General features: G+C 34.6%; 22 protein-coding genes and 1 rRNA gene. 14 read left to right on the plus strand and 9 right to left on the minus strand.

From position 1 onward, the window contains the following. Positions 1–125 precede the first annotated feature (125 nt). The 8 genes from DRF59_RS16140 (at position 126) to ribA (ending at position 7,203) form a co-directional block, all read left to right on the plus strand. A complete protein-coding gene (locus tag DRF59_RS16140) occupies positions 126–1,580 on the plus strand; it encodes a lipopolysaccharide biosynthesis protein (protein WP_115962498.1) in 1,455 nt (484 codons plus the stop codon). Between the two features lie 143 nt (positions 1,581–1,723). Next, a complete protein-coding gene (locus tag DRF59_RS16145; RefSeq protein WP_115962501.1) occupies positions 1,724–2,740 on the plus strand; it encodes a sugar phosphate nucleotidyltransferase in 1,017 nt (338 codons plus the stop codon). Between the two features lie 113 nt (positions 2,741–2,853). Then, on the plus strand, positions 2,854–3,693 hold the full coding sequence (locus DRF59_RS16150) for a DUF4292 domain-containing protein (protein ID WP_185144929.1): 840 nt from the start codon (positions 2,854–2,856) through the stop codon (positions 3,691–3,693). Next, a complete protein-coding gene (locus tag DRF59_RS16155; protein ID WP_115962504.1) occupies positions 3,690–5,252 on the plus strand; it encodes a peptidoglycan DD-metalloendopeptidase family protein in 1,563 nt (520 codons plus the stop codon). The genes DRF59_RS16150 and DRF59_RS16155 overlap by 4 nt, the downstream gene beginning before the upstream one ends. Before the next feature lie 31 nt (positions 5,253–5,283). Beyond that, the gene (locus DRF59_RS16160) at positions 5,284–5,496 is read left to right on the plus strand and encodes a twin-arginine translocase TatA/TatE family subunit (protein WP_115962508.1); all 213 of its coding nucleotides are present in this window, start codon (positions 5,284–5,286) and stop codon (positions 5,494–5,496) included. Positions 5,497–5,510: 14 nt separating this feature from the next. Next, complete coding sequence (locus DRF59_RS16165) at positions 5,511–6,125, plus strand: DUF4254 domain-containing protein (RefSeq protein ID WP_115962511.1); 615 nt, start codon at positions 5,511–5,513, stop codon at positions 6,123–6,125. After that, entirely contained in the window at positions 6,122–6,583 is a 462-nt protein-coding gene (locus tag DRF59_RS16170) for a hypothetical protein (protein WP_115962514.1), read from the plus strand. The genes DRF59_RS16165 and DRF59_RS16170 overlap by 4 nt, the downstream gene beginning before the upstream one ends. Positions 6,584–6,606: 23 nt before the next feature. Further along, positions 6,607–7,203, plus strand: coding sequence for a GTP cyclohydrolase II (gene ribA, locus DRF59_RS16175; RefSeq protein WP_115962517.1), 597 nt, complete (start codon positions 6,607–6,609; stop codon positions 7,201–7,203). Positions 7,204–7,326: 123 nt separating this feature from the next. Here ribA and DRF59_RS16180 read toward each other — a convergent pair whose 3' ends face one another. After that, positions 7,327–7,866, minus strand: coding sequence for a hypothetical protein (locus DRF59_RS16180; RefSeq protein WP_115962520.1), 540 nt, complete (start codon positions 7,864–7,866; stop codon positions 7,327–7,329). Between the two features lie 117 nt (positions 7,867–7,983). Here DRF59_RS16180 and DRF59_RS16185 point away from each other — a divergent pair, with 117 nt between their 5' ends. The 5 genes from DRF59_RS16185 to DRF59_RS16205 are packed head-to-tail and all read left to right on the plus strand — an operon-like array spanning position 7,984 to position 12,879. Further along, positions 7,984–9,675 (plus strand): glycoside hydrolase family 3 protein, encoded by a 1,692-nt coding sequence (locus DRF59_RS16185; protein WP_115962523.1) that lies wholly within the window; start codon positions 7,984–7,986, stop codon positions 9,673–9,675. A 26-nt stretch (positions 9,676–9,701) separates the two neighbouring features. Continuing rightward, the gene (gene bshA, locus DRF59_RS16190; protein ID WP_115962526.1) at positions 9,702–10,850 is read left to right on the plus strand and encodes an N-acetyl-alpha-D-glucosaminyl L-malate synthase BshA; all 1,149 of its coding nucleotides are present in this window, start codon (positions 9,702–9,704) and stop codon (positions 10,848–10,850) included. A 28-nt stretch (positions 10,851–10,878) separates the two neighbouring features. After that, a complete protein-coding gene (locus DRF59_RS16195; protein ID WP_115962529.1) occupies positions 10,879–12,141 on the plus strand; it encodes a DUF2851 family protein in 1,263 nt (420 codons plus the stop codon). Between the two features lies 1 nt (position 12,142). Next, a complete protein-coding gene (locus DRF59_RS16200; protein WP_002981826.1) occupies positions 12,143–12,364 on the plus strand; it encodes a PspC family transcriptional regulator in 222 nt (73 codons plus the stop codon). Positions 12,365–12,366: 2 nt separating this feature from the next. Next, on the plus strand, positions 12,367–12,879 hold the full coding sequence (locus tag DRF59_RS16205) for a GNAT family N-acetyltransferase (RefSeq protein WP_115962532.1): 513 nt from the start codon (positions 12,367–12,369) through the stop codon (positions 12,877–12,879). A gap of 62 nt (positions 12,880–12,941) precedes the next feature. Here DRF59_RS16205 and DRF59_RS16210 read toward each other — a convergent pair whose 3' ends face one another. After that, positions 12,942–13,676 carry an SIMPL domain-containing protein gene (locus tag DRF59_RS16210; protein WP_115962535.1) on the minus strand — a complete coding sequence of 245 codons (735 nt, stop codon included), beginning with the start codon at positions 13,674–13,676 and terminating at the stop codon, positions 12,942–12,944. Between the two features lie 113 nt (positions 13,677–13,789). After that, on the minus strand, positions 13,790–14,536 hold the full coding sequence (locus tag DRF59_RS16215) for a carboxypeptidase-like regulatory domain-containing protein (RefSeq protein ID WP_115962538.1): 747 nt from the start codon (positions 14,534–14,536) through the stop codon (positions 13,790–13,792). Between the two features lie 182 nt (positions 14,537–14,718). Between DRF59_RS16215 and DRF59_RS16220 the strand changes: the two genes are divergently transcribed. Then, positions 14,719–17,859: a UvrD-helicase domain-containing protein gene (locus DRF59_RS16220; protein ID WP_115962541.1), complete on the plus strand. Its 3,141-nt coding sequence runs from the start codon at positions 14,719–14,721 to the stop codon at positions 17,857–17,859. A gap of 81 nt (positions 17,860–17,940) precedes the next feature. Here DRF59_RS16220 and DRF59_RS16225 read toward each other — a convergent pair whose 3' ends face one another. From DRF59_RS16225 to rrf, 6 genes are all read right to left on the minus strand, one after another. After that, complete coding sequence (locus tag DRF59_RS16225; protein WP_115962544.1) at positions 17,941–18,450, minus strand: ferritin; 510 nt, start codon at positions 18,448–18,450, stop codon at positions 17,941–17,943. 127 nt (positions 18,451–18,577) lie between these two features. Next, on the minus strand, positions 18,578–19,024 hold the full coding sequence (locus DRF59_RS16230) for a hypothetical protein (protein WP_115962546.1): 447 nt from the start codon (positions 19,022–19,024) through the stop codon (positions 18,578–18,580). A gap of 177 nt (positions 19,025–19,201) precedes the next feature. Further along, a complete protein-coding gene (locus DRF59_RS16235; protein ID WP_115962548.1) occupies positions 19,202–20,152 on the minus strand; it encodes a hypothetical protein in 951 nt (316 codons plus the stop codon). Positions 20,153–20,291: 139 nt separating this feature from the next. Continuing rightward, positions 20,292–22,943, minus strand: coding sequence for a 4-alpha-glucanotransferase (locus DRF59_RS16240; protein WP_115962550.1), 2,652 nt, complete (start codon positions 22,941–22,943; stop codon positions 20,292–20,294). Between the two features lie 137 nt (positions 22,944–23,080). Then, positions 23,081–24,244, minus strand: coding sequence for a T9SS type A sorting domain-containing protein (locus tag DRF59_RS16245; protein WP_115962552.1), 1,164 nt, complete (start codon positions 24,242–24,244; stop codon positions 23,081–23,083). Between the two features lie 372 nt (positions 24,245–24,616). Continuing rightward, positions 24,617–24,697 (minus strand): 5S ribosomal RNA (gene rrf, locus DRF59_RS16250); the annotation flags it as partial.

The following is a 24,697-nucleotide window of genomic DNA, read 5'->3' on the forward strand; positions in this document are numbered from 1 at the left end:
TACCTGTTTTTAACTTCAGGGCTCCTGCTTCTATAAAAAGCAAAATTAAGGTTTATGAATGAATTTTAATATTACCCATCATAAATCAATTTCTAAATATTTACATTTGCATAAAAATTTTCGACTTGTATAAGAAACTATTTGGGCAGACGGCTGTATATGGACTCAGTTCTGTATTGGTCCGGATTTTCCCTTTTATCATTGCTCCAATCGTAACAAAAGCATTTGGCCCCTCGGCCTCATCTCCTTTTGTAGACTGGTATTCTATAGCTGGAGTAATTACCGTATTACTTACGCATGGCATGGAAACCTCTTTCTTCCGTTTTGCTCAGGAAGATAATATTGACAAAAAAACATTAATTTCAACATGTTCGGTAAGCATTATAAGCATGGGGCTTATTTACCTTATACTGGGATATGTTTTCAGGTATCAGCTTGCAGATGCATTTGAAACCCCTGATCAGGTTAATTACCTTGTCATATTTCTTTTTATCCTCTCGTTGGATGCTTTTTCTACCATCCCATCAGCCATTCTCAGGCTTCAGGGGAAACCATTTAAATATATGTTTTCCAAAGTTGCCGGATCTTCAGTTTATTTTTTACTGGTGTTATTCTTTATCAGATGGCTGCCCAATCATCCTGAGGGTATATTGGGATTAAAATATAATCCTGAATTTGGTGTAGGCTATGTTTTTGTAGCTAACCTTATACAAAGTATTATTACACTGCTAATTGTAGGGAAGGAATTTTTCAGCTTCAGCATTTCCAGGTTTGATTTTGGTTTATGGAAAAGAATCATGAATTATTCCTGGCCTGTCATGATTGCAGGGCTTGCAGGAATTGTGAACCAAACACTGGACCGTCAATTTCTAAAGTATCTTCTACCTGAAGAAGAGGCTCGTCATCAGATTGGAGTATATGGAGCCGTGTATAAAATTGCTACCTTTATTACTGTTTTCAGACAAGCTTACCAGCTCGGTATTGAACCCTACTTTTTTTCAAGCTTTAAAAACAAAGACTCCCATAAAACATATGCTGTGCTGATGGATGTTTTTGTTATCTGCAGCTGCATTATTTATATGGGACTTATGGTAAACCTTCAATGGATATCTGAGAAATATCTGAGAAATCCTCTTTATTACGAAGGGATAGAAATCATACCATTTGTAATGCTGGGTGCTTTATTTTTAGGAATTTATCTTAATCTTTCAATATGGTATAAACTATCAGATCAAACCAGGGTAGGACTCTACATTTCGGTAATAGGAGCATGCATTACGATTCTTATCAATTTTCTGTTTATTCCACAATATGGATATTGGGCCAGTGCTATTGCAGCTCTGATAACATTCATGTCGATGATGATTATATCCTATGTATGGGGGCAAAAGCAATATCCTATTCATTATAATACCGGCAAAATTCTGATATACCTGATGTTTACCATTGGTTTTTCATTGGTTTCATTTTATTACTTCAGGACCAATTACCTGATAGGAAACTTATTCCTGATACTCTTTCTTTGCCTGATAGGATTCAAAGAGAAGGCTATATTATCAAAAATTATTAAAAGATCTTAGGTTTTGGTCTCTATTTTGATAGTTGTAAGCCTGAAAATATTAAACAAACGTATAAAATAAGATAGCTCATTATCCTAAAAGGGTTAATCTATATCTTTAATAAAATAAACAGCATTTAAACAAAAAATATCTTTATATTATTTATGAAAATTATTGTCCCTATGGCTGGACGTGGTTCCAGATTACGTCCACATACACTAACTGTTCCTAAACCTCTTATTCCTATTGCAGGAAAACCTATTGTACAGAGATTAGTGGAAGATATAGCTAAAGTTGCGGGTGAAAGTATTGAAGAAGTAGCTTTTATCATCGGGGATTTTGGACCTGAAATCGAAAAATCCCTTATTCAGATCGCTGAAAAGCTGGGAGCAAAAGGAAGTATATACTATCAGAATGACCCATTGGGGACAGCACATGCGATCAAATGCGCAGAGCAGTCAATGCAGGGAGATATAGTTATAGCATTTGCAGATACATTATTCCGTGCAGACTTCCAGCTGGATAAAAATTCAGATGGTGTTATCTGGGTAAAAAGTGTTGATGACCCATCAGCTTTTGGAGTAGTAAAGTTAGACAACTATGGGTTCATTACAGACTTTGTTGAAAAGCCTCAGACTTTTGTCTCAGATCTTGCCATTATTGGTATCTATTATTTCAACAGCGCTGAAAAATTAATGGAAGAAATCAATTATATCATGGATAATGATATAAAAAATGGTGGAGAATACCAGCTGACAACAGCTTTGGAAAATCTTAGAGCCAAAGGAGCTAAATTTACTTTAGGTAAAGTAAATGACTGGATGGATTGCGGAAATAAAAATGCTACTGTAGAAACGAACAGTAAAATTCTGGAGTACGAAAAAGTAGAAATGGGACAGTATCCGGCTTCTGCTGTTATTGAAAACTCTTTGATTATTCCTCCTTGCTTTATCGGAGAAAATGTAAAAATTTCAAATTCAAAAATAGGGCCTGGCGTTTCATTGGGAAATAATACTGTAATTGTGAATTCTAATATTGAAAATTCCCTGATTCAGGAAAATACAAAAATTAATCATGGTAATCTTTCCAATTCAATGATTGGTAATTCGGCACAGTATGTGGGTGTAGCCAGAGAGATTTCCCTGGGTGATTACTCTGTTTTAGATTTTCTTTCCAAATAAATAATAAAGAAATTTCTTTAATTTAAATATAACATAATCAGACCACACAAAACATTTTGTGTGGTTTGGCGTTAATATTGCACCGTATTTTTAAATTGAAAAATGATAAATACATGAAAAAGTGGATACCACTCCTGCTGTTACTCCTTGCTTTATCGTCCTGCAAAACTAAAAACGCTGTTAATACAGACAATGGCCGGGACAGTATTATCACTGCAGAGGATAAAAGAAATCCAAAAGATGTAAATGAACCGGTGAGAGACAAACTCACCTTTTACGAACATGTATTGATTCCGCCAAAATTCGATCAGATTAAGATCAGCAGCAAAGTAAATGTGGAAACAGGAAGTTTTGTACCCACTTTAGAGGCTACTACTTATATTGAAAACGATAAGAAAGTCTGGATGAACCTGAGAGCTGTATTTTTGAATGTGGCCCGGGGAATCGCAACTCCTGAAGGAATAAAAGGACAGGACAAAGTAAATAAAACTTACATTGATTCTGACTTCGAGTATCTTAACAACTTGCTTAATGTTAATTTCATCGACTATAAATCTCTGGAAAAAATTCTTTTAGGAAGGACTTTTGTAAAGATCAGTGATTCTCAATTTACTCTGACCCAAAATGCACAGGGATATAAGATGACCTCTAATATCAATCAGAAAATTGTAACTGACGAAAAAAACAGAGAATATAAAATCGTACTCCAGTATGATACGAATTATGATTTATTGAGTGTAAATCTCAAAGATGTCTTATCTCCGGATGAATTGGAAATTTCTTACAGCGGCTGGGAAGAGTATGAAGGAATCCGTTTACCAAAAAATGTTAAAATAATTATAAAAGGCTCAAAATCCAGCCAGATTTTGATGGAAAACACGAAATTTGACTTTTCGAGGATGGAAACACCTTATTCTGTACCATCGAGTTATAAGAAAATTGAGATTAAATGATTAAAAAATTTAGCTTTTTAATAGGTGTTCTGATGTTCGGACTGCACCAGGGACAGCAGAAAAAAGAACAGCTGCAGAAGCAGAATGCTGAACTTAAAAAACAAATTGCACAAATAAATACAGATTTAGCTAAGACCAGAAATGAGTCTAAGCTTTCTATAGCCTATCTTACAAGCGTTAATCAAAAATTGGTTTTAAGAGAAAAGGTTTACAATAACACCCAGAAAGAGAAAAGATTCATTGAAGATGATATCTATCTGCGACAATTAGAAATCAACCGTCAGAACAAAGAATTGGCTGTTTTGAGAAAAAACTATGCCGAAGTTCTTGTCAATGCATATAAAAACAAAGGAGTTCAGAACAAAGTTACCTTTATCCTTTCTTCTAAAAACCTGGGTGAAGCTATACGAAGAGTACAATACCTGAAACAATATTCTGATTATCAGGATAAAAAAGCTGCCGAAATCACCAATGCCGCTAACCTGATCAAAAAAACAATTGCACAAAGGCAAAACTCTATAAAAGAGAAAGAAAACCTGTTGGTAAACCAACAGAAAGATTTAGCAACCATCAATGCAGAAAGAGTACAGAAAGAACAGCTTGTAGCTGAATTTAAAAAGAACGAATCAAAGCTTACTGCCGAACTGAAGCAAAAGCAAACCCAGTCAAAAGCACTTGAAGGGCAGATCAGAGCAATCATTGCAGAAGAAATAAGGATTGCAAAAGCAGAAGAAGAAGCCAGAAGAAAAGCAGAAGCAGAAAAAATACGTTTAGCCAAACTTGCCGCAGAACGTGAAAAAGCAAGAATTGAAGCCGAAGCAAAAGCAAGAGCTGAAGCTCTTGAAAGAGAAAGAAGATTGGCAGAAGCAGAAGCAAAAAGAGCGGCTGAACTGGCGGCGAGAAGAGCAGAAGAAGAAAGAAAACGTAATGAAGAAGCCGCAAGGGCTGAAGCAAGTGCCAGAGATGAAGCAAGGAGAGTTGCCGCTAAAAAGGCATCTGATGAAGCTGCGGCCAAAGCTAAGGAAGCTGCTGATAAGTTAATTGCAGCTAAGGCTGCAGAAACAGCTCTAGCCAAGAGAAAAGAAGAAGAGAAAAAAGCTGCAGAAACAAAAGCAATGACCAGTTATGGAGTATCTTCTTCTACAGGAAGTAGTTTTGCCGATAACAAAGGAAGACTAGGCTATCCTGCTGACAGAGCCGGACGTATTACCCATCGGTTTGGAAGACAGCCCCATCCGGTTTTCAAAAATATTACTGAAGAAAACAATGGTATCAAAATTTCCGTTCCATCAGGCACTCGTGCAAAATCTGTATTCCCGGGATCTGTATCTTCAGTACTGGCAAACAATGACGGCACCAAAACTGTTATTGTAAAGCACGGAAGCTATTTTACCATTTATTCCAACTTAGGAAATGTAAGTGTTTCCAAAGGCCAGCAGGTTTCTTCAGGAACTCCGGTAGGAACAGTGGCACAGGATTTCGATGGTTCATATACTCTTGATTTCCAAGTATGGAACGGCAGTACACCAGTTGATCCATTAGGTTGGATTTCATATTAAAAAAAGCTTAACTTTGCAAAAATTTTAAGAGATGAATACACTAACAATACTTGCCTTATCTTGGCAGCACATCCTGATCGTAGCAATACTTTTAGTATTACTATTCGGAGGAAAGAAAATTCCGGAATTAATGAGAGGCGTAGGTTCAGGGATCAAAGAATTTAAAGATGCGGTAAAAGAAGAAGACAAACCTGGTTCTGAAAATAAAACTTCTTCTACAAATAATAATTCTTCCAGTAACTAAATTCCTTAGCATTAATGAATTTCACTGAGACTGCATGGAAAGTCTTCAATCAATGTATTGAAGACTATCACGTGTCTGATGACGTTAACACTCTAATTAATAACCCGTTCGAAAAAGATAGTTTGGAACGGATTTTGTATGCAAAGAACTGGATTGATACCGTTCAATGGCATCTGGAAGATATAATTAGAGACGAAAATATTGATCCGGCTGAAGCTCTTCAACTAAAAAGAACAATAGATGCATCCAATCAGAAAAGAACTGATCTGGTAGAATATATTGACAGCTGGTTCCTTAAAAAGTTTGAAAATATTACTCCTAAACCTGAAGCAAAAATAAATACGGAAACTCCCGCTTGGGCAGTAGACAGGCTATCAATTCTTGCATTAAAGGTTTATCATATGTCGTTAGAAGCAAACAGAGAATCTGCTTCTGAAGAGCATCGAAAAAATTGCCAGGCAAAACTGGATGTACTGCTCACTCAGAAAGAAGATCTCTCAACTTCTATAGATCAGTTGCTTGCTGATATTGAAAACGGTAGCGTTAAGATGAAAGTGTACAAACAAATGAAAATGTACAATGATGAAAGTCTTAACCCAATCCTTTATCAAAAAGGGCAACAGAAATGAAAAGACTATTTTTTTTTGGAGTACTACTTATAATAATAACATCTTCCTGTGCAACGGAAAAGCTAAACCTTTCACCACTGTCTAATAATTTTTACAGTGAAACAAAAGGTTCAGATTCCGACAGAGGCTCAAAAAAGGGTTTTAACATCAATATCAAGGAAAATGTAAATGCTTCTGAAATTTCAAACATCATTTCAACCTTTCCTAAGTTTAAAAACAATGGGTTGAATGATGAAATCACAAGCCTGAAATACAGCCTTCAGAATTATTTATACGCAATTGATGCCAATAACTCTGCAGGAAAAAGCAGATCACTTAAAAGCTTCGAAAAATCATACAAAAAAATTCAAAAGCTAAGACAGAATCTTGAGAGAGATGATGATGAGGTTCTTAACAGATATCTGGTTCGTCTGAAAACCAATATTTCTGTTATTGAAGACACTTTACCAGGAAGTTAAAAAAACTAATTGAACTATTATTAATGATTAAAATTCAGGCGGAAGCCAATGTTCCAACAGAACACGGCAATTTCCGAATGATAGCTTTCTCTGAAAACGAAAACGACTGGATGCCTCATATGGCTATTGTCGCAGAAAATACAGATTTTTCCAAACCTGTTAATGTGCGTTTCCATTCAGAATGTATTACCGGAGAAGTTTTCCATTCAAAAAAATGTGAATGCGGCCAGCAATTGGATGCCGCTATGAAATATATCCATGAAAATGGAGGAATTATTGTATACCTTCGTCAGGAAGGCAGAAATATTGGTATCATCAACAAATTAAAAGCTTATTCTCTACAGGAAAAAGGATTGGACACAGTACAGGCCAACCTGGAACTGGGACTTCCTGCAGATGACAGAAACTTTGGAGTAGCTATTGAAATTCTTAATCTGTTGGGGGTTACAGATATCAATCTGCTGACAAATAATCCTGAAAAGGTAAAGTATGTAATAGACAGTAATATTCACCTTAATTCAAGGGTTCCGTTACAAATTCCTGCCAATGAAATTAGTAAAGGCTATCTCAAGACAAAAAAAGATTTCTTTGGACATCTTCTTGATGACAATGATAATTAGATAAAAACAAAAGCTTCAGATAATTCTGAAGCTTTTGTTTGTTTATAAGGTCCAAATCAAAAGCCCCGGAAGATTACTCCCGGAGCTTTTTTAATTATAAAAAACTGAAAAGATATTTCTTAATTAATTTACTTTTGTTGATGGCACATTAGAGTCATCAAGCTTGTAATATTTAATAACAGCGTTATAATCACTGTAATCTACAGCAGCAGCATTGCTTGCTGATTTTCCGGCAGGATCTGCAGGAACCAAAACAATTCTAAAAGTCTGATTAATCAGATATTGGCTTGCTTCAGCACCCACTAAAGTTGACTGATCAAAGTTAGCTTCTGTGCTAATATCTACATTTTGAGAGTTGAAAATATAATTATAATCTAATTCTCTACCATTGGATAAGTAAAAAGTCTTAGGTATAAGCTGCCATATTGCGGAAGCATTTGTATTTGAATTGATGTTTCTATATACCAGAACTACATCAGTATTCTTAATGCTAAGTCCTTGCGAAATAGTCCAGTTTGCATTGTTAGCTCCGGTGAAAGTACCTGTAATATCCTTCATTCGGGAATCTACTGTATTCTGAACAACTACATCATCACTGTTGTCACAGCTATAAGCTAAAAAACCGATACCTGCTAGTAATATAAATGGAAGAATTTTTTTCATTTTTTTCAAAAGTTTAGTTATTATTTATATTGCGTATTCAAATCATATACCAAAAATTTCAAAAACTTTGTTTTCGTCATTTTTTTAATTGTATTTTTGTTCTTATTCAAAAAAGTCATGAAGAAAATATTATATACTTCACTCTTTATTGCAGCGTTGGTAAGCCCTAAAATTAATGCACAGTATCAACCTAAGAATATTTCTGCAGAAGATTTTAAAAAGGCTCAGCAATGGACAGACAGAACATATAACAGCCTATCCCAAGATGAAAAGCTGGGACAGCTTTTTATTGTTGCGCTCTACACAAATAAAGGAGAAGACTATATTAATCAGGTCAGGAATATTATTACCAATGATAAAATAGGAGGATTGATTTTAATGCAGGATGATGCGGCCAGAGAAATTAATCTTGTTAATGAATTTCAGCAAAAATCCAAAGTTCCGTTAATGATTGGTATGGATGCAGAGTGGGGACTTTTCCAAAGAATTGCAACAGCTCATAAATTTCCCTGGGCAATGACCTTAGGAGCTATTCAAGACAAAAACCTGATTTACCAGATGGCTGCCAAGATTGCCGAAGACTGCCACAGAATGGGCATCAACTGGGACTTTGCTCCGGTTGTGGATGTCAATACCAATCCTGATAATCCTATTATCGGAAACAGAAGTTTTGGTTCAGAAGTAGACAATGTCATCAGCTCTGCCCTTTCTTATTCAAATGGGCTTCAGGATCATAATATATTAGCTGCAATTAAACATTTCCCGGGTCATGGTGACACCAGTACAGATTCGCATCTTGATCTTCCCGTTGTTTCCCATAATCTTGACAGATTAAATTCCGTAGAGCTCGCTCCTTTCAAAGCTTTAATGGATAAAGGGATCGGAGGAGTTATGGTAGCCCATTTATATGTCCCAAGTTTAGAATCCGGGAAAGGCATTCCTGCCTCGGTTTCTCAAAATATCATCACAGGAGTATTAAAAGAAAAGCTTGGATATAAAGGGCTAATTATTACTGACGCTTTAAATATGGGAGCTGTGGCCAATAAATATAAGCCTGGTGAACTGGATGCTATGGCATTTAAAGCCGGGAATGATATCATGCTCTTCTCTCAAGGCGTTTCTGAAGGGAAAAAACTTATTCAGAAAGCAATAGACAGAGGTGAGATTCCACAGTCAAGACTTGAAGAAAGCGTAAAGAAAATACTACTGACCAAATACTTTCTGGGGCTAACACAATATACTCCCAAAAACCCGGAGAATATTAATACCGATCTTAACAATGACTCTCATAAGACATTGGTACAAAACTTATATTCCAATGCACTGACCTTATTAAAAGACGATCAAAAACTGCTTCCGGTCGCTGGAAAACAAATGTATTATGTTCCATTGGAAGAAGCTCCCTACCAGACTTTTATAAACAGGCTGGGACCTGATGTTGTGCTTAAAAAAGCGAATGAAATCAGTACCATTCCGGCTGGCTCAACTGTAATTGTAGGCTTGCACAAAGACAATTCAACAGCTTACAAACCCTATAAGATATCAACAGAATCCAAAAGGATCCTTACCAGTCTGACCAGGAATCAAAAAGTTATTCTCAATGTCTTCGGAAGTGCTTATGCGCTGAAAGATATAGATATTTCAAAAATATCTACCGTTCTTGTTTCCTATGAAAATAATGATGATTCAATGAACGCAACAGCTGATGCATTAAACGGAAAAACAAAAATATGGGGTAGACTTCCTGTACTTGTTAACAGTCAGTTAAAAACCGGAATGGGGATAGATTTTATCCCGGCTTCAAAATAAGTAAAACATCAAACAACAATAATCTAATGAAAATAGGCATACTTTGCTATCCAACATATGGAGGAAGCGGAATTGTAGCAACAGAACTGGGAATGTCCCTTGCCAATAAGGGATATGAAGTACACTTTATCAGCTCTGCCCTCCCCGCAAGATTAGACATTACAAATCCTAATATTTTTTTCCATAGAGTAAATGTTCAAACCTACCCTCTTTTTCAATATCAGCCCTATGATATTGCATTAAGTTCTATGATCTACAGGGTAGTTAATCTTTATAAACTGGATCTTCTTCATGCCCATTATGCTATTCCTTATGCTTATGCAGCTTTTACAGCTAAGCAAATGCTTCGGGAAGACCATAATGATATTCCGTTAGTCACAACACTTCACGGAACTGATATTACCCTTGTGGGGCAGCATCCAAGCTATAAACATGCTGTAGAATTTTCCATTAATCAGTCAGATGCCATCACTTCAGTTTCTGAGAGCTTAAAAAAAGATACTCTTCAGTTTTTTAATATCAAGAAAGAAATCCAGGTCATTACAAACTTTATTGATAATTCGGAATTTGATGACTGTTCAGAATGCCAGAGGACACAGTTTGCCAATCCTGATGAAAAAATTTTAATTCATGTGTCCAACCTCCGTCCTGTAAAGCGTGTGGACGAAGTTTTACAGATTTTTAAAAATGTAGAAAAAAAGGTAAAATCAAAACTGATTATTATCGGAGAAGGTCCTGACATGGAAAAAGTTAATCAGTTTCTGGAAGAGAATCCTGACCTTATTTCTAAAATCCGTCTTTTGGGAAAAGTAAATGATCTTTATAAAATTTTACAGCTTTCCGATGTATTTCTTCTACCTTCCGAACAGGAAAGTTTCGGACTGGCTGCTCTGGAAGCTATGGCGGCTTATACTCCTGTGATCAGTTCTAATGCAGGAGGTATCCCTGAAGTTAATATTCAGGGAGAAACCGGATATCTAGCTGAAATCGGGAATGTAGAAGCAATGAGTAATTATACCATCAAATTATTGAGTAATGATGAACTTTTAGCTAAAATGAAGAAAAATGCGAAAGAACAGGCTGTAAAATTTGATTTAAAAAATATTCTTCCTATATATGAGAAAATGTATAGGACAACCATAGAAAATTTTAAAAAGGAGTTGACGAAAGTATAATATTTATATTATATTTATCGTCACACTTATGACGGAAAAGTTACTTCAATATCTTTGGAACTATAAGATTTTCACACATTTTGACTTCAAGGATATTGAAGGAAATCCTGTTGAGATCATCAATTCCGGAAAATGGAATAAAGATGCAGGACCAGACTTTCTGGAAGCCTCCATTAAGATCAACAAATTAGTAATGGCAGGAAATATAGAACTTCATGTACGTTCTTCCGACTGGGTTTTCCATCGCCATTCTTCAGATCCCAATTATCAGAATATTATTCTCCATGTTGTATTTCACCATGATCTGGACATCCCGGAACTGGCTGAAAGAAATGTTCCCGTTCTGGAACTGAAAAATTATATTGATGACAATATAATATACAAATATGAAGGCCTCATGAATAGTAATCAATTTATTGCCTGTGAGAAAATTTTTGACAGCAAAATAATTCCTATTCATTTTCACGAGGGAAACATTTTTAAAAAGCTGGAAGAAAAATCAGCTGAATTTGAGGAAAGCTTAGTTCTGTACAAAAGAAATTTTGAAGCAGTTTTATTTCATAGCCTGGCCTACTCTTTTGGCTTAAAAGTAAATGCCCATATTTTCAGACAGATAGCTGAAAGTATTGATTTCAGCATCATCAATAAGATCAGACAAAACCCTTTGCAGCTTGAAGCTTTATTCTTCGGAGTTTCCGGATGGCTTGATTTTCCGCCAGACGGGCAAACCAAAATATGGAAACGGGAATTTGAGTTTCTCAAAATAAAGTTTAAAATCCCTGATTTAAAGTTCCATCCCAAATTCTTAAGATTAAGGCCTCCCAATTTTCCAACTATCCGTTTATCTCAATTAGCAGATCTTTATTGCAGCAACCAAAATTTATTTTCAAAAATAATCAAAGCTAAAAATACAGATGAGTTGTATGATATTTTCAAGCCTGTACAAGCTTCCGGATATTGGACCTGCCATTTCAATTTCGGAAAACTATCCAAACCCAATCCTAAGGTCCTGAGTAAAGACTTTACGGATATTATCATTTTAAATACGGTCTTGCCATTAAAGTATGTTTATCACAGGTATCACAAGGAAGAGACGGCTGATGATATTATAAAATTTTATTACCATATTACAGCGGAAAAAAATTCTGTAATTACTGGCTGGAACAATCTTGGAATGAAGATAAGCAATGCTCTGGAAAGCCAGAGTTTGATTTATCACTATAAAAGCTCGTGTAAAGAGAAAAATTGCTTATCTTGCAGTATTGGTTTTAAACTTTTAAAAGAATCTTGAAATGCTGAGTAATATCCGACATAAAATGGAGAGAGAATGGTTTGGTGTTCTGACAAGAATGGGAGCCAAGTTGGGAATTCCCGTATCTAAGCTAAGAGTATTCTTCATTTATTCTACTTTTGCTACAGCAGGCTTTTTCTTTCTTATTTATCTGGGGCTGGCATTTACTTTATGGATTAAAGACATTTTTATTACCAGAAGACCCAGTGTTTTTGATTTATAATTATGGAATTTTTACCGATTACTTATGCTGAGGATAATAGAGTTCAGGAGATCTATTCTTCTTACACCAGCACTTTTCCTGTAGATGAGCAAAGAGATAAGGAACAGTTTGCAGGATTATTTTCAAATCCGAAGGCAAAAATAATGTCTGTAGTTCACGAATCTGAAACAATAGGTTACCTCATTGTATGGGAACTGAGCTCTTTCATTTTTGTAGAACATTTTGAAGTGTTTGAAGCATTCAGAAGTAAAAAATTAGGATCTCATATTATAGCCCATTTATTAAAAAGCTATCCCAGAATTATTTTGGAAATTGAACCTGAAGATCTCAATGAGGATGCGAAAAGACGTTATGCTTTCTACCAGAGAAACAATTTTGAACTGATTGACCCAACGCATGTACAGCCAAGTTATGGAGAAGGAAAGCAGGCCCTGAATTTATGGTTACTCGCCAATTATTCTCCTGAGAATATAGAGCGTATAAAAAAAGAAATTTGTGAAATTGTTTATTCCTAAACATAAAATGCCGGAACATTCCGGCATTATTTTTTTGACAATTACTTTTCTCAGGGCACTTATTAATCCACCTCGTATTCCAACTTGATAGTAATACTTGCTTCTTTTTCTTTGGATGAAGTATTAAAGGTTCCTCCATAAGAATAATCTTCATTTGAGTTTGGTGCTGTAATCTGGATGACTCCCATTGTAGCTTTTTTAAGATTTCCCAACCTGCTTCCGGAATTTTCTGCAATTTTTTCAGCACGTTCTTTAGCATCTTTTGTCGCACTGGCAATCATTTCCTGTTTTACAGTCGCCAGTTTTGTATAAAAATACGATGGAGAAGAGGAAGTAAACTCAATTCCACGATTGATAATCTCTGTAATATTCCTTGAAAGGTTTTCAATCTTTGCTACTTCCTTACTTTCAATCGAGACTTTTTGAGTAAGGTTATATCCCGAAAATTCTCCCTGTACATAATTACCATTGGAATCATTATAACTTCTGAACTGCTTTTGAATATCTACTGATGAAAACACAATTTCATTTTGTTTTATTCCTTTTGACACCAGATAGTCATTTATTACTTTTCTATCCAAAGCCAGTTCATCATATGCAGATTTCAGGTCAACATTATTTTTGGAAAAACTCCCGGACCAGGTAATAAGATCGGAAATAAATTGTTTTGTTCCCAATCCTGTCACAGAGATTGTGTTTTCAGACTTATTCCTGTTCTTAACGGCATTCCCTAAAAGACCCAATCCAATCACAAAACCTAAAGCTCCAACTGCTACTGCAATAATATTTTTATTCATAAACCTTGCGAATTTGATTTACACTGAATGCATCAATTTCTATTCCAATATTTTAGGTTTTTTTTAACATTATTTCCAGCATTGATCAGGCTACAAATATTCCCCTGCATCATTTATCTTTGAGTCTGTGGAGCCCGATACGATGATATTCTGGTCAGTACAAAACGCTGGAACCTATTGAGATCTGCATCACTGCAAAAACCGTATTTCAGAATATTTTTTCTTTCAAAGCCTCCTGCCAGCACATACGAAATAAAATGATCGATCTGAGCTTTATTGATCTGCAGATCAGTAAAGTATTCTTCACCAAGACTTATCTTAATATAATTGATCAGATCCACATCATCCCATTTATTTTTAACTTTCCCGATTGAGAATCCCTGCCCTTTAGGCTGAACAAACTCACCTGGTCTTGCTGCCAGCACCCTGGGATCTGTTTTCTGAACAATATACCGGTCTATTTCTTTGACCAGTTTTTCAACTTTTTGCGGACGATTGTTATTTTTTACATCAATCTTCAGATCTCCGGTAATACCCTGTTTTATTTCGACTTCCGGAATTTGGATAACAGCCCTCACCAGACTGATATTAACAGGAGACTGAATATTTTCCTGAGAAATTCTCTGTATAAATCTTTCGTACCCTGCTTTAATAAAACGGAGCTCATCTCCCGCCCTTCCGGAAATCATAAAATGTCCATCGCTGTTTGTAATAACCGTTTCATCTGTCCTGATATTGATTACCGTAACTTCCTGGATTTCCAAACCGCTCTCTGACACAACTTTTCCAAAGATATAGTTTTGAGCATTTGCAGTAATAAAAGAGAAAAGAGATAATAAAAAGAATAGTTTAAGTTTCACGGGTTGTTTTTATTAAGCAAAGCTAAAACTATTTTTAAATTATACCATAAGTTTAACCTCACTTAACTCCTTTTAGTATTTCTTTTTAATTTTTAGTTCTAAAACTGTTAAACAGAGGAAGTAAATTGTTAAAATTTATTTTAAATTTTAGTTAACTTGCAGTCTGAATTCTACTTTAAACAATGCAAAATTCTTATACAGTCATTAATGCTTCTGCTGGATCAGGGAAAACATATGCCCTTGTCCAAAGGCTGCTGATGATCTGTCTCCGGTATCCTAATCAACAGCAGTCGATCAGGAATATTCTCGCCCTTACATTTACCAATAAAGCGGCTAATGAGATGAAGGAAAGAATTCTGACATGGCTTGGAAACTTTTCTGCAGAAAACTATATAGAAAATAAAGACCTTAAAAATATTCAGAAAGCTTTTGAGGATCAGGGGTTAAAAATAACAATCGATGAATTGCATCATCGTTCTAAAAAGTTACTGGATTATATTCTTCATAATTACTCCACTCTTAATATCGGGACCATTGACCGTTTTAACTCCAGGCTCGTAAGAAGTTTTTCATATGAATTGGGACTCGCTAAAAATTTCAATCTCGAAATTGAAGCTGAGCCTTTTTTGATTGAAGCTGTTGACAAAATGCTTGATCAGATTGGTGAAAATGAAATAATTTCCAATTCTTTTATGGATTATGTAGATTACAGCCTTGAAAACAATGAAAGAATCAATCTTAATAAAAGTCTCTATGACTCCGCAAAAGAATTTGTAAAAGATATTCATTATGAACATCTTAAGAATAACAAGAGTTTTGACGATGCCCATTATGAAAACATAAAGAATATCCTTCGTAAAGAAATTGTCTTTCACAAAAAACAGTCTGCAGAACTTGCAGTAAAATCTGTTGAATTGTTTAAATCAAGAGGCATTGAAATTGAGGATTTTGCCCAGGGAAAAAACGGGATCGGAGGCTTTTTTATCAAAGTTACCGACTTTTATCAGCAGAAAAGGCCAGGGTTTCCCTTTCCCACTACTCAGGAAGAATCTGTGGTCAGCAATTACAGAAAAGGGGCCTCTTCAAAATCCAAACATAAGGAAACAGAAATTTTTGAAATTCTGGATCAGCTCCTTGAAAACAGGATGCAGCTTATACTATGGTATATTGAAACCCAAAAGAAAGAAAAGATTTTATCTGCTCTTCTTCCCTTAAAAGTAAATAAGGATATTCAGGATGAGCTAAAGAAAATTGAAGAAGAAAATGATCTTGTCCTGCTTTCGAAATTTAACATCCTGATCAACGAGAATCTTAAGGATGAGCCTTCAGCATTTATTTATGAAAAGGTGGGTTCACAGTTTCAACACTACTTTTTTGATGAATTCCAGGATACCTCAGAGCTGCAATGGCAGAATTTTGTTCCTCTCCGGGATCATAGTGTATCCTCAGAAAACACTTCATTTACATTGGTAGGAGATCCTAAGCAAAGTATTTACAGGTTCAGGGGCGGGGAAAGCAAATTAATGCTGGATATTATTAACAAAAAAGAATTTTCTCCTAAAGAAGCAGATCTTCTCGTTTTGAAAGATAATTGGAGAAGCGCAAAAAACATTGTAAAGTTTAATAACGAACTGTATCGTTATCACTCCGAAGAACTGGAAGATGAACACAAAAATATTTTTGGTACAGATGCTGAACAAAGCCCCAGATCACAAATTGAGGGGCGCGTAAAGGTCAATCTTATTGAGAATCTTACCAATGATGAGTTCTACAATGATACCTCCGAAAAAATGAGAAAAGACATCCAGGAATGTCTCAATAATGGATTTAAATTTTCTGATATTACCATTCTTTGCCGGGGAAATTTTGATATTTTCAGTTATTCGCAAAAGCTTGGAAATTTAAAGGTAACTTATTGTGGTGCAGAAACCAACATCAAAACAATTTCTGATAAAGGCCTTACTTTAGAACTGTCCAATACATTAAAAGCTGTCATAGAATTTTTAAGATGGGAAATTAATCCGAAAAATAAGCACTGTCTTATTATGATGATGTACTATCTTAATACTTTAGGTAAAATTCATATGGCTGATTTCACCTTGGAGATGAAAGAAATTCTGGATATTGAAAACCATGAAGAAATCCTTCGCTTCATTCAACAAAAATATTCATTACAACTCAAACAGGATAATTTCCCAAGATTTAACCTTTATAACTTTATAGAATATTACATTAATGAATTCTCTGTAGAAAACAAAGAAACTGATTTCCTGCTTAACTTTATGGAAATGCTCTTTAACTTTACCCAAACTGCAGGTGTAAGTACAAAAGAGTTTTTAAAATATTGGGATGAAGAAGCTTCCTCTTATACTATTCAGGCTTCAGAAAATATTGATGCTATTCAGATTATGACCATTCATAAATCGAAAGGGCTGGAATTCCCTATTGTCTTTATTCCTATGATGAATAAGAACAGGGATAACGAATTTACCAACTGGTTTGATACCCATGGAAACGACGCCTTAAAATCAGTCAACGTTAACCAGTTCAGTAAAAATCTTGAAGTATATGATGAAGAAATTCAATTGTTTAACAAAAAGAATTCTTATAAAAATCTGATAGACAGATTATGTTTACAATATGTTGCCACTACCAGGCCTGTCGAGCAGCTATTTTTTTATCTTCAAAAAGCAAATAAAACATCCAATAATCTTGAACTTCTTGAGTTTTTTAATAGTAAAAACATAAACCAGTCCGATGAATTTGATCTTTATGAAGTTAGTCCTGAAATATTGAGAAAACACACCAAAGATAAAAGTTCTCTTTATACCACCCAGAATATACAGGATCTGAAAAATGTTAATGAAAAGAATACTTCTATAAAAATTGCCACTCCCTCAAAAAATTATCAGGTAAGAAATGAGAAAGTAAGGATAGGGCTTTTTGTTCATGAGCTTTTGTCAAAAATAAATGCGGAAAAAGATATTTCTAAGGTACTGGAGAGCTATATGCTGGATGGACAGATTACACTTGAAGAAAAAAAGGAAATTCAGGAAACCTTACACGGCATTGTGAGGACATATGCTGAATTTTTTGATGAAAAGTGGGAAGTCATCAATGAAAAGGACATTATGATCTCTGAAAATGGCGAAAGTCATATTTCACGACCGGACCGGATTTTAAAAAGTGAAGAAGGTTATATCATTGTTGATTTTAAAACCGGTGAAGAGAAAACAAGAGATGAGGCCCAGATTCAGGGCTATAGAAATATTCTTGAAAGTCTTGGAAAAAAAGTATTAAAGACTCAAATCATTTACCTGTAAATATACAGTTCACTATTAGTATAAAAAACAAAAAACCGCTATCTTGTCAGACAGCGGTTTTTCATATCCTGAAATTTCATATTAAGCAGTGGTATCAGGAGTAAACACTCTCTGTGACAGTTCCTGGTCAAACAGATATAATGCAGATGGATTATCACAAACCATTTTGATTTTCGTAACATACTGTGATGCACTCGCCTCTTCTTCTACTTGTTCGTTAATAAACCATTGTAAGAAAGATGTTGTTGCAAAATCACCTTCTTCGTTAGCATTTTTTACAATATTGAAAATACTTTTAGTTACTTTTTTCTCATGCTCCAAAGCTTTTTCGAAAATATCAGTTGCATTTTCGAACTCATGCGGAGGTTTTGCAATTTCTCCGATGATGATTTCCCCGCCTACATCATTCAGGTAATCAAACATTTTATCTGCATGCATTAATTCTTCCTTACTTTGAACTCTGAAGTAATTCGCAATACCATCTAAATCTTTTCCTGAAAACCATGCTGACATTGAAAGATAATATTGAGCGGCATATTGTTCGTGGGCAATTTGTTCGTTAATTAATTTTGCAATTTTTTCGCTAACCATAAGTATTAAATTTATAGTCAAAAATAGGGAATATATGCCCGAAATCAAAAGCTTTACAGAAAATTAATGCAAAAAGGATGGAGAATACTCCATCCTTTACACATTAAAAAATTAAAATTATAAACTCTTATTTAGTTTCAGGAGTTCCGGCATTCATTGGCTTTTTCATCATTCTTTTTTCTTTCATAGCCATTTTTCTCTTCTCCATTTTAGCTTCTCTTTCAGCATGCCATTTATCATATTGTTGAGGAGTAAGAATTTTCTTCATATCAGCATCCATTTGTGCTCTTTTGGCTTTCTTTTCTTCTATTTTAGCCTGTCTTTCCGCTTTATTTTTATCAAAATCAGCCTTCATTTCCTGCTTTTTCTTTTCATGAAGAGCTTTTATCTGATCAACCTGCGATTGATTAAGATCAAGGTCTTTTTGCATTTTTGCTAAATGTTCCTGTTCCTTTTGTTCCATTCTCTGCTTCATTTCAGCTCTTTTTGCTTCTTTCTCCTGTGGAGTAGTTTGTTGGGCCATTGCCAGACTTCCCATTCCTATAAATGCTATTGCTAAAACTAATTTTTTCATCTTTAAAAAATTTAATTAATTGTTATTCTATCTTTTGGATAAGCAATTAAAACACAAGTTAAATTAACAAATTCATAAATAATGTTAATATTTATTTAAAATAAACCATAAAAAACATAAAAAAGGGCAGATTATAAAAACCTACCCTTCACACCACTTAAATATAATATATGAAAATTAATTCTTCACTAAGCTTCCTCTAAAACCTCCGTTATTACCACGGTTGTGATGGCCTGGCGAAGAATTTTCTGTTTTTTGTCTGAAGCCTCCGTTATTCCCTCTGAATCCTCCATTTTCTTTTCTTCCTTCACCATTATTTCTAAAGCCGTCATTATTTCCTTTAAAGCCTTTGTTATCAGAGTTTCCCCTGAATCCTCCATTGTTATTTCCCCTGCTCCTGTTATCATCATTCCGGAAACCGGAATTATCGTTCTTTCTCCAATTATCATTACCACGGAATCCCCCTGAATTATTCCCATCTCTTACGGGGCCCCTGAAGCCATTGTTAGTCCTGCTATCCCTTCTGATGATATTAAATGTAGGGTTATCCATTCTATGAAATCTGGCTCTGTCCAATCTGTAAATATTAATATTTACATTTCTATATCTTGGCATTACCGCATATCTTGGTACATAATATGTTCTTCTGTAATTCTGAAAATAAACAACCGGGCTGTATCCACGATAATAATTATTTTGAAAAACCACAAAAACTCTTGGTCCTAATATCCGTTCCAAAGCATAGAACCTATCATAATACCATCGGTCCGGATTATATCTGTAGAAATTATTCCAGGCACTAAAACTTACATATAGATTATTCAATCTGATAATCTGATCAACCTGCCAGCGATTTAATCTGTTTTGTACAAAGAATCCGTTCCAGTCTATATTAATAATACTATTTCTATAATCGTTATAATAACTTTGATAATAGTCATTCGGATAATAATCCTGAGGATAATTGTAATAATAATCATCAGGAAAATAACTTCTGTCATCTTCATCGCTGTAGTAGCCTCCTTCATTCTGATAATAACCATCATCTCCCCAACCATTATTCGGATATTGCTGAGCAGAGGCAAAAACGCCCAGGCTTACCGCTAATCCTAAAAATATTTTTTTCATTTCTATAGTTGTTAATTGGTTAGTATATAGCAGAATATCTTAATTCTATCTTTTTGATACAAATAAAAAAAAGAAGTTAAATCTTAGGATTAAACTTCTTTTAAAATATTTTTAACTAACTGATAATCAAATGTTAAATTTACAACCTTCCACTATCTTTTATCCAATGTGCTATTTTTTCATTAAAGATATGTTTATCTTTCAGCTCTTCCAGGTTTATATGCATTCTATAACGCCAGTAATGCGGAAAGACAGCCGGGTTATTGATTCTTTCATTATCTATATTCTCATTTGAAAGCTCTGTATCCGTAGCCAGAAATTCCTGAATCGGGAAAATCGCTAACATTGCATCGTTATATAAATGTTGCTTCATAATGATTTCTGCTAAATGAGGCTCCAGGTCTTCAGAGGCTTTTCCATACTGAATTAACTGCTGATTAAAATATTTTTGAGTTGTGTTCAGATCTTCCTTCCACCATTGCCGCAATGTTGAACTATCATGGGAAGATGCAGTGACCACATTCATGTAATTTGCATTTTGTGGGTTATAGAAGGGAATATTTTCAGCAGGCATACGTTGCACTTTTAAAGCAATAATTGCGAGTTCATCCATAACCACAGGCACACATGCAGGAACCATTCCCAGATCCTCACCACAGATCAGCATTTTGGTGGCATTCAAAATAACAGGAAGTTTTTCCATTGCTTTTTCATACCAAAGATGATCCTGCTTTCTGAAAAAATAATCATGGTACAGATCATAAATACCTTTTTTTTCAGACTCAGTTAAATATTTATATGATTCTGTATGGTAAACATTAAATCTTGGATGATAAACCGTCTCTCCATTTCTTTCCTCTGTCAAAAATAAAACATTTGCACATAAGGAAATCAGCTTCTCTTCAAGCGCTCCGTAAGGTTGTTTTTTAAAGTAATCGGCCAGCTTTCTCTGGGTATCAAAGTCTTCTTTGAAAGAATAGGTTCCATCCTGGTTATGCTCAAAGAAGTCAAGCACTTTACCACTGTTTTCACCGAAGTAATCCCATAAAATCTGGTTATTGATATAGGGTTTACAATACCTTTTAAAATCAAACGGAATCTGCCATGCTTTAAACTCATCCAAAACAATGGGAACAGCCGGATAAAAATATCCCAGTATGCCCTGTACAGCAGAAATTGGCATTCTCCATATCCTGAAAAAACCTAAAATATGGTCTATTCTCATTGCGTCAAAGTATTGTTCCAATGCTTTGAACCTATTTTTCCACCATCTGTAGTTATCCTCTTTCATTGCCTCCCAATTGTAGGTCGGGAATTCCCAGTTCTGTCCAAGCTCAGTAAACTGATCTGGTGGTGCTCCAGCCTGAAAATCCATTCCGAATAGTTCCGGCTCGGTCCATGCTTCTACAGAATACCGGTAAATTCCAATTGGCAAATCTCCCTTTAAGGAGATTCCTAAATTATGGGTATAATCAACTGCATCTTTTAGCTGCTTGTGAAGTTGGTATTGTACCCAGGCATGAAGCATTGACTGATCGTAATCTTTACTTTTTACAGTAAAGAATTGTGCAATTTTTCCCGGAATATATTTTTTATGGGTTTTCCACTCATTAAAATTAGGAGTTTTATACTTATCCCTTAATACGCAAAACGCAGCATATGGAATTAACCAATGTTCGTTGTCTTTGATAAATTTTTTAAAACTCCTGTCTTTATAAATATTTTCTTTCGCTGTATTAAAAATGATCTTTAAATATTTCCATTTTCCAGCGATCATCTTTTCATAATCAATCAAATCAAGATCATTCAAATCCTGTTTTTCAATTAAATACTCTTCAACTAAAGCCTTGGGTAAAGAAAAATCAAGGTTATCTATAGAAATGTATTGTGGATGCAATGCATAGACAGATACCGCCGCATATGGATATGAATCCGTCCATGAATAATTTGCTGTTGTATCATTAACAGGAAGAATCTGAATAATCCCAAGGTTGGTAGCCTTTGCCCAGTCTGCCATTTTTTTAAGATCAGCAAATTCTCCCACACCAAACCCATCTTTAGTTCTTAATGAAAATACAGGAACAGCAACTCCTGCATCATGATACATCTGGTAAGCTTTAAACCTAAAATAGTGATTGGAAACAATCTGTAAAACATCTGGTAATAAATTAGGTGCTGTGAATCTGTTTTCACCGGTCTCAACATCAATGACCTTGTTTTCCTTTATATCATACAGACAATATTTAAATTGGATATATTGGTTTTCAGGAATTTCTACAGAAGCTTCCCATATTCCAAAATTTGTCTGAGACAGATGAATAACTTTTTCATAATGCCAATTTCCCAATGATTCTGTACTTCCAAACAATACAATTCTCCAGTCCGGATTATAAATAGGAGCTTCTATTCTGAATAAATGAGTATGCTTCTTTAAAACTGCAGCCTTTTCAGGAATAAAGTCATGTAGTTTATTATAAAGGATTTTGTTGTTTAAATAATTTTCAGGAAAATTTTTATTATTCCATTCATCAAAAATAATAAACTCTTTATAATTATGTGGAAAATTAAGATGGTGCAAAACAAACTCTTCTCTCAAAATATTCATCCTCTCATCTACTAGCTGATATTTATAGGAAATTGATTTTGAGAAAAAATCTACCTCACATTTCCACAAACCATTTTCAGCATAAAACATAGTATGGATCTGTCCCTGACTATCTCCGTCTCCAATAACAAGTTGCAGATTTTCCCCGGCCTTAGCAATATAACCTACATTAAAGTATAGCTTCATCTATATTTTTTTATAAAAATACATTTTAATATCGAAAAATAAAACTTATCAAGTATCAAATAATTATTAAAAAACCTTCTCAAAAGTATTGAAAAGGCTTATTTTTTTAAATTATTTAGTTATTATATTTTAATTAGTTATTTTGTTATCAGAATCTTTTTATTCAATATGGCTTTCCCGGAATCATCCGTAATATTTACGAGATAGGCACCTTCTGCCAGGTTATTAAAATATATCTTTTGGTTTATAGTTTCTTCTTTTATAAATAAATTTTCATTCATAACCTGCTTGCCTGACAGATCAAATACATTCATTCTAATGTTTCCTTTTATATTTTTATTGTTAATACGAATGTTGATAAATTGTTCATCAACCCTTGTAGGATAAATATCAATAGTACTAAAATTAACCGGAGCAGATTTATTATTAACAAAATACTTGCTTGCAAGATCATATATATGTAAATCTTTTTCACCAGGTAATTGAACGGCCTGCAAAGTTTCCAGATTTACTTCATATAAAGGTGCTCCTTTAGCGCTTGCTATCACAACATTTCCTTTGTCATTAACAGCAGATCCGTTTACAGAATAATGCTCGGGAATACCTGCAATTTTTCCAATAAATCTTGCTGTCATATCTTGTATTGAAATTTTAAATACATTTCCTGAAGCAGCAAAAATATAAAAGTTATGATCTGCACCTGCAACCATATCTCCTCCAAAACCCGTTTCAAGAGCTGTAAATGAATTTTTCCCATTAGAAGCTTCATCTTTTATCATTCCTAAATCATGTACCAGGTATTGTCCGTTCTTTTTTTGGATCTGTAAAAACTGTGTACCCGAATTATTAACTGCATAGATATTTCCGTCATATCCCGCAGTCATTCTCGTAATATGTGAGTTGATATCGCAAGAGGAAACTGTTGCAACATTATTTTCTATTAAAGTAATTTCTTTTGTTTCAAGATTCAAAACGTAAATATTGGAAGAAAACATAGGCATATAAACAAGCCTGTTATCAGAAAAATCATAGGCTAATGCTGCCATTGCCGGAGCCTGGGAGCTACTGTAAGATTGTTTGTCTTCAACTACTATCCTATTTCTTTTTTGGGAAAAAACTTTAGAGGTAATATCTGCTGAAAAGATTACTCTACCGGTAGTTCCTGAAGTTCCTTCAATTTCCCGGAGATTATTGAAATCAATACTCTGGGTATTCTTTCCTGTAATGGCGAAAAAACCACGCTGTGCATACGTATTTGCCCCTAACAGTAGCAAAAATAAAGGGAATAAATGTTTTTTCATAATATGTAAATTTAGATTCGTATCATTTTGATATAACTAAGTTACATAATTCCGGATTGAAAAAACAAAAAAACAACAAAAACTAAATCACATTAATAACAAATAATATAAAACACTATTATATTAACAATACAACATCAATATTCCTGTATGAGGTAACGGTTGTAAGAGTTATAAGTTATGAGTTATGAGTTATAAGTTTTGGGATATGGATTCAGGGTAATTGATGAATGGTGGGCTGTACTCATTGTTAATTCTTGCTGATGGCTGATGGCTCATGGCTGATGGCTTATTGCCTATAGCTCATTCACAGGGGTATATAACAAAAAAATCCTTTATCATAACGATAAAGGATTTTAAAAATAAAATAAAAACTGGCGGCGGCCTACTCTCCCGCGTTAGCAGTACCATCGGCGCTGGTGGGCTTAACTTCTGTGTTCGGAATGGGAACAG

Origin of the sequence: Chryseobacterium flavum (assembly GCF_003385595.1) — a bacterium.
GTDB lineage: Bacteria > Bacteroidota > Bacteroidia > Flavobacteriales > Weeksellaceae > Chryseobacterium > Chryseobacterium flavum.